2 protein-coding genes are annotated in these 6718 nt (G+C 66.3%); both read left to right on the forward strand.

Going from position 1 to position 6718, the window contains the following annotated elements; translation table 11 throughout:
- Positions 1 to 14: 14 nt before the first annotated feature.
- Complete coding sequence (locus A2J03_RS12445; RefSeq protein WP_269455197.1) at positions 15 to 6065, forward strand: amino acid adenylation domain-containing protein; 6051 nt, start codon at positions 15 to 17, stop codon at positions 6063 to 6065.
- The coding region (locus A2J03_RS12450) for an ABC transporter ATP-binding protein (RefSeq protein WP_156520352.1) at positions 6062 to 6718 on the forward strand (657 nt) is incomplete at its 3' end. The genes A2J03_RS12445 and A2J03_RS12450, both read left to right, overlap by 4 nt.

Genomic DNA, 6718 nt, shown 5'->3' on the forward strand with positions numbered 1-6718 from the left:
TGCCGTTCGACTCCCTGGTCGAGCACCTGGACCCCGTTCGCCTGCCCGGCCGTCACCCGCTGTTCCAGGTGATGCTGACCGAGCGTGTCACCCCCGATGTCGACATGGAGATCGGCGGCGGAACGGTGAGCGCGTACGGCATCGAACTACCCGTCACCAAGTACGACCTCGAGGTGGTCCTTGCACGTTCGGCGTCCCGACCCGACGAGACGAAGATCGTGCTGACCTACGCGCACGACCTCTACGACGCGCCCACCGCCGACGCGTTTCTGCAGCGGCTGACGTCCGTTCTCGCCCAGATGGCAGCCGAGCCCGACCGCCCGATCCACCGGATCGACGTGCTGATTCCGTGCGAACGCGCGAGGCTGCTGCCGATGATCAGTGATCGAGCCGATCCGCGCGGCGTGAGCATCGACCGTGCACTGAGCGAGAGCGCACGCCGTTCACCGACCGCAGTTGCACTCGTCGAAGACGAACGATCCATGACGTACGCCGATCTCGATGCACTCGTCACTCGCGGGGCCGCCAACCTGCGCAGTCGTGGTGTGCGGGCCGAAACAAGGGTCGTCGGAATGCTGCCTCGCTGCATGGAATCGGTACTGTGCGTGCTGGCCGTTGCCCGCTCCGGTGGCGTGTACGTGCCAGTGGATCCTGCCTACCCGGAGGATCGCCGCGACTTCATGGTGCGCGACAGCGGCGCTGTCGTCGGTCTCACTCACCTGCGAGTCGACGATTCGGACGGCTTCTGGCTGCCGCTGGACTCACTGTTCGCCGCTGCCGCGACCTACGGCCGGGACGCCCCGGAGGTCGCGCCCGCCAATGCGGCATACATCATCTACACCTCGGGAACCACCGGAACCCCGAAGGGCGTCGAGGTCTCCCGGCAGGCGTACGCGGATGCCGGGGTCGAGCTCGTACGCGCGTTCGGTGCTAACTCGCGTTCTCGCGTATTGGCCTTCGCATCACCGAGTTTCGACGCGTCGATGCTCGAAATCGCGCTCGCGATGCGCTCGGGCGGCACATTGGCGGTCGCACCGGCCGACATCGTCGGTTCCGCAGAACTGGAAGCGGTGATCGACGTCCATGGGGTGACGCACTGCTTCCTGACGCCGTCGGTGCTGGCAACCCTCGACCTGGCCGGTCCGGCTCTGTCGCCGATGACCACGATCGGAATCGGCGGCGAGAGCTTCGGACCGGAGTTGGTGGCTCTCGCAGCTACCGGACGTCGCATCGTCAATGTCTACGGGCCCACCGAGTCCACCATTTCCACCCACCTCCCCGTGCTCGACCCGACGCGGGACGTCTCCATCGGGATGCCGGTCGCCGGCGTCCGCGCGACCGTTCTCGACGTGCGACTGTCCGCGGTACCGAGCGGCGTCACCGGCGAATTGCACCTTTCCGGTGGACAACTCGCCCGCGGATATGTCGACCGCCCGGCACTGACGGCCACTCGATTCGTCGCCGATCCGGTCGGCCCTCCCGGCTCACGGATGTACCGCACCGGTGATCTCGCGTACGTCGACGGGGCTCACGAGCCGACGGTCAAGATCGTCGGACGCAGTGACTTCCAGGTCAAGATCCGCGGTCTGCGAATCGAACTGGGTGAGATCGACAGCGTTCTCGGTGCTGTACCAGGAGTCGATCTTGCCGTCACGACGACGGAAAAAGCCCCGTCCGGGGAGACGGTGCTCGTGTCGTACGTGCACGGTGAGAGTGCCCTCGACGCCGATGACGTGACACGGATTGCCCGCGGGCGGCTACCGCGGCACATGGTGCCCGCCCGAATCGTGGTGCTCGACGCCATCCCACTCACTCCGGTCGGCAAATTGGACCGATCTGCACTGCCTGCACCGTCGTTCGACGTCGCTTCCGTCGACGATGAGCCGCAGACAGAACTCGAAGCCACTCTGGTGCAGATTCTGTCCGAGGTCGTCGACGTACCGTCGGTGGGGACCTCGGCCGATTTCTTCGCCCTCGGCGGAACATCACTGTCCGCGACGCGATATGCCACCCGGATCGGCGAGCGCCTGGGCTACCACGTACCGGTTCGGGCGATTTTCGACAACCCCACGGTCGCCGAGCTCGCCGAGCACCTCGACGCATCGCAAGAGAACGCCAGTGAGTCGACACATCAATCGCATTGGCTCACAGGCGAACTGATCGAGCGCGTCCGTTCCACGCGAGGTACGTCGATTCCTCTCTCACCCCAGCAGCAGGCCATGTGGATCACCAGCCGAATCGCCTCGACAGCAACGGCATACAACATCGTGGGCGGCCTCCGCGTCGCCGGCGCCTTCGACCCACACGTGTTGGAAGCAGCGCTGAACGACGTGGTGCAGCGCCACGAGTCGTTGCGAACAACGTTCCCGACGACGGCGACGGGGCCGATGCAGCGGGTCTGGCCGGAGCGACGGGTCGAGGTGAGCATCGCGGACTCGCGCGAAAAATGCTCGGTCACCGACCTTCTGACCCAGGCAGGTGCGCACTCCTTCGATCTGTCGATCGAACTTCCCGTCCGAGTCACCGTGGCGCGGATCGGGGACGACGAGTACGTGGTGGTGCTCGTCGTACACCACATCGCTGCCGACGGTGAGTCGATCGCCCCGCTGTCTGCTGATCTGTTGTTCGCGTATACCGCTCGCGAAAGTGGCATCGCGCCGGTGTGGCCGAGCTCGCCCCTGCAATACGCCGAATACCAGCTCGCACTCGAGGCCTCGATGACCGACGGAGCGCGAGCAACCGGTCTCGACTACTGGACCGAGACACTGCGCGACGCACCCGTCGAACACGCCGTTCCGCTGGACATGCCGCGGCCGGGGACTCCCACCGGACGGTCGGCTACCGTCACGGTGTCGATGCCGGCCGAGGTGCGCGCCCGGGTGAGCGAGCTCGCTCGAACCCATCGATCTTCGGAATTCATGGTGTTGCACACCGCGCTCGCTGCGATCACGTCCGATGGAACCACGTCCGATGGAACCACGGACGTCGTGATCGGTACACCGCACTCGGGACGCGGCGGCACGGCCCTCGATTCGATGGTGGGCATGGCCGTCAACACGCTCGCGCTGCGCACCGACATCGCTCGGACCGCGTCCTTCGCGGAAGCACTGGCCGAGGTGCGCGAGACCGACCTCGACGCATACGAGCACGCGATGATCCCGTTCGACGAGATCGTCTCGGCGTTGGGACAGCCGCGCCACCCCTCCCGTAATCCGATCGTTCAGATCGTGCTCGCCGTTCAGGATTCGCCGCCGCTCACGATCGATACCGGCGACCGATCCATCACTACGATCGAAGCCCCGATCACCACGTCGGCGTTCGACCTCGTGGTGTCCGTCCGCCCCGGCCACGACGGCAGTGCCGACGTGCGCATTACCTACGCACGAGATCTCTTTCTGCCCAGCACCGCTCGTCACCTGGGGCAACGATTGGTCGAGGTACTCGATCGGGCTGCCGCGACACCCTCGAGCACCGTCGGTGATCTGCTCGACGCGTCGGCGATCGTTCATTCTCCTCCCACGCTGGGCGCGCTGTTCGACGCAGCAGTCGCACTCGATCCGGGCGCGGTGGCCGTCACTGCGGCGGACGGTTCGATGACCTACCGGGAGCTGGACAATGCCGTTGCTGTCCTGGCCGATTCACTTCGGGAGGCCGGGGCGCGACCGGGAACCTGTGTCGCTCTCGCGGCGCAGCGTTCCCTGGCATCGGTCACCGCGTTCTGGGCGATCACGCGAACCGGTGCGGCCGTCCTGCCCCTGGACCCCTCGTACCCGAACGAGCGGCTGCGCTACATCCTGGAGGATTCTGCTCCGATCCTGGGTCTGTGCGACGGCCCGGACGCCGCGCTACCCCGCGAGTGCGTGACGTGGAGATCGATTCGGGACGTCGAACCGGTCGATCGGGATCTGCCCGTACCTCAGCCGCATCCCGACGACATCGCCTACGTCGTCTACACCTCGGGTACGACGGGTCGGCCGAAGCCGGTCGCGGTCACTCATCGCGGGCTCGAGCGATTTGCAGTGTCGCTGGGGCTGCAGTTCGACACCGGTCCCCGGTCCCGGGTTCTGCACATGGCGTCGCCGGGATTCGATGCAGCGATTCTGGAAATGCTGTTGGTCGTGGTTCGAGGCTCGACCTGCGTGGTCGCACCGTCGTCGACCTTCGCGGGCACGCAACTCGGCAACCTGATCCGACGCGAACGCGTCGACACGATTTTCATCACCCCGGCCGCACTGGGGACGCTCTCGCCCGACGCATTGCTGTCGGTCACCACGATCGGCACCGGAGGCGAAGCGCTGTCGGCTGCACTGTTGGACAGCTGGGGCGAGGGACGTCGCTTCGTCAACGCATACGGCCCGAGCGAGTCGACGGTTGCGGCAACGATGGGTCTGCAGCAGGCTGCGGAAGCACCGCACATCGGGTCCGCGGTACCAGGCACGTCGACGCTGATCCTTGATTCCGACCTGCGCAAGGTGGACGGACCGAACTTGGGCGAGCTCTATGTTGCCGGTGCGGGGCTTGCACGTGGCTATCTCGGTCGACCTGCATTGACCGCGGCACGCTTCGTCGCGAACCCGTACGGCGCTACTGGCTCACGGCTTTACCGAACCGGTGACCTCGTTCGCGCCGCTGAGGACTCCGACGGTACGCAGCTGCGGATTCTCGGACGGTCGGACTCGCAGACCAAGATACGCGGGGTTCGAGTCGAGCCGGCCGAAGTCGAGGCCGTGCTGTCGGCGAATCCGTCGGTGCAGTCCGCCGTGGTGCTCGTCGAGGACACCCCGACCGGTTCGTCGCTCGTTGCGCATGTGAGCACCACGGAGATCGTCGACGCCGATCACCTCCGCGCAGCGGTCTCGGAGGTACTCCCACGGCACCTGGTGCCCGCGCGAATCGTCCTGCACGACAGGCTTCCACTCACCTCACATGGAAAGATCGATCGCGTCGCGCTCGCTGCGGGACCGGCGACGGCCGCTGTCGCTCGCCCCGACGGTTCGACGGTCGATGCGGTGCGGTCGGCCTTCGCCGCCGTGCTCGCGGTCGATGTGGAGACCATCGACGCAGACTCGGATTTCTTCGCCCTCGGCGGCAATTCCCTTGCCGCAGTAGTGGTGATGGACACGCTGCGCGAGCAGGTCGCCGAGGCTGATCGGGACAAGGTCGACGTGACGTGGTTCTTCGATGTCGCGACGCCTGACGCGATCGCCGCCCGAATCGATGCACTCGGACACGGCGGTGTCACCGAACAGAAGGCTCCCGTGACGATGCGCCCACGATCTCCGTTCGACGTCCTGATACCGCTGCGCGGTGGATCGGCCGATCGGGCTCCGCTGTTCTGCATTCATCCGGCCATCGGTCTGGTGTGGAGCTACACCGGCATTCTTCCATACCTGGATGCGGACACTCCCGTCGTCGGAATTCAGGCCCGCGGCATCGTGACCACCGCGCCGGAACCGGAATCGGTGAAGGAGATGGCGCGCGACTACGTCAACGCCATCCGCATGGAGTTTCCCAGTGGGCCGTACCGTCTCGCGGGCTGGTCGCTCGGCGGGCTCATCGCGCAGGCGATGGCCGTCGAATTGGAGAAGCAGGGCGAGGATGTGGAGCTGATCGTGCTCGACGCCTATCCACTGTGCGACGAGACGGCACCGAGGCAGGAGATGTCGGTCGCCGATCTGCTGCGCGAATTCGTGGGCGAGTTCGACGTCGAGGACGATCTGACTCTCGACGATGCCATCGCTCTGGTACGCCGACAGGGCGGGGCGGCAACGTTGCTCGACGACGATCAGATTCGTCGCCTGTACGACCGGTACCGTCTGTTCGTCCGCCTCGGCTATGAGCATCGTCCGGAGTTCTTCGGCGGCGACCTCACGTTCTTCTCCGCGTCGCGATACCGCGGGGTCCCTCGATCCCCTTGGGAATGGCGACAATTCGTCGGCGGGACCATCGCAGACCATCCGGTTCCGACCACCCACAACGAGATGGGCACCCCGGGAGCCCTGGCCGAGGTGGCGCGCAGTATCGAATCACGAACTCCGGCAGCAGCGTCGGGGCAGTACCGATGAGCGAGACGGTGGTCGAGGTCCGCAACCTCGTCAAGGAGTATGTAGGGCGCAAGGGAAATCACCTGGCGCTCAGCGGCGTCGACCTGGTGGTGCCCGCGGGGACGGTCACCGCGGTACTGGGCCCCAACGGTGCGGGCAAGACCACTGCAGTGCGCATCATCGCGACCCTCAGTTCCCCGACGAGCGGCACGGTCACGGTGGCCGGCATCGATGTGGTGCAGAATCCGCGTGCGGTGCGCGGGCTGATCGGATTGTCGGGTCAGTACGCCGCCGTCGACGGCCGTCTCACCGGGTACGAGAACCTGCGGATGCTCGGTCGGTTGTACGGGCTCGGTGGGTCGAGGGCTCGTGCGCGAGCGAGAGAATTGCTGGCGATGTTCCACCTCGAGGACGCCGCCGGACGCGCTGCGTCGACCTACTCCGGCGGTATGCGTCGACGCCTCGACCTGGCCGGTGCCTTGGTGGCGCGACCGCCGCTCGTGATTCTCGACGAGCCGACGACCGGCCTCGATCCGCGCAGTCGCGGCGAGCTCTGGGAGGTGGTCGAAGGATTGACCAGGGACGGCACGGCGGTACTGCTGACCACGCAGTACCTCGACGAGGCCGAGCGATTGGCCGACGACGTGGTGGTGTTCGACCGAGGCCGGGTGGTC

The sequence above is a fragment of the Rhodococcus sp. EPR-157 genome, from assembly GCF_001647195.1.
Taxonomy (GTDB): Bacteria; Actinomycetota; Actinomycetes; order Mycobacteriales; family Mycobacteriaceae; genus Rhodococcoides.